This is a genomic window from Nocardiopsis lucentensis DSM 44048 (genome assembly GCF_000341125.1).
Lineage (GTDB): Bacteria > Actinomycetota > Actinomycetes > Streptosporangiales > Streptosporangiaceae > Nocardiopsis > Nocardiopsis lucentensis.
In genome coordinates, this window is record NZ_ANBC01000733.1 from 1 (window position 1) to 727 (window position 727).

Below are 727 nucleotides of genomic sequence, written 5' to 3' on the forward strand. Positions count from 1 at the left end.
GTCCACGGTCACCTGGAGGGTCGTGCGCTTCTCCTGCTTGGGCCTGCTCTCCTCCTCCTTGGCCCTGATCGATCCCACGAGCGAGTCGACCAGCGACCCCGTGCCCGTCACCTTCTCCAGGGCGTTGTAGGACAGCAGCGGCAGAACGGGCTCGTGCTCGTCCTTCTCCTCCCGCTGGGGCGGCTCGTAGGGCTGGGAGACCATGGCGGCCTTGAACCGCTCGAAGACGGAGGTGTCGACCTTGAGGTAGCCGGATCCGGGTTCGGGCGGCAGGTGGTAGGCGTCGCCCACGCCGATCGCCTCCCGGCTCTCCGCCTCGGAGAAGGTGCGCAGGCCCACGCGGTAGGACAGGTGCGACTCCAGGCCCTTGATCTTGCCCGACTCCAGGCGCTGGGTGGCCAGCAGCAGGTGCACCCCGATCGACCGACCGATGCGCCCGATCGCGACGAACAGCTCCGCGAAGTCCGGATGGGCGGTCAGCAGCTCGGAGAACTCGTCGATGATGATGAGCAGGTGCGGCAGGGGCTCCAACTCGGGGTTGGTCTCGCGCGCCGCCTCGTAGGCGTGCAGGTTCGGCAGGTTGCCCGCGTTCTTCAGGATCTGCTGGCGCCGGAGCAGCTCGCCGAAGGTCGCCTCCCGGAACCGCGTCACCAGACCGTCGTCGTCGGCCAGGTTGGTGATCAACCCGGCGCTGTGCGGCAGCCGGTCGGTGTCGGCGAAGGGCGCG

At 68.9% G+C, this 727-nt stretch carries 1 protein-coding gene; it reads right to left on the reverse strand.

Annotated elements, in window-relative coordinates:
• A partial coding sequence (locus tag D471_RS36200) for an FtsK/SpoIIIE domain-containing protein (RefSeq protein WP_040691298.1) occupies nucleotides 1-727 on the reverse strand: 727 nt, incomplete at both ends.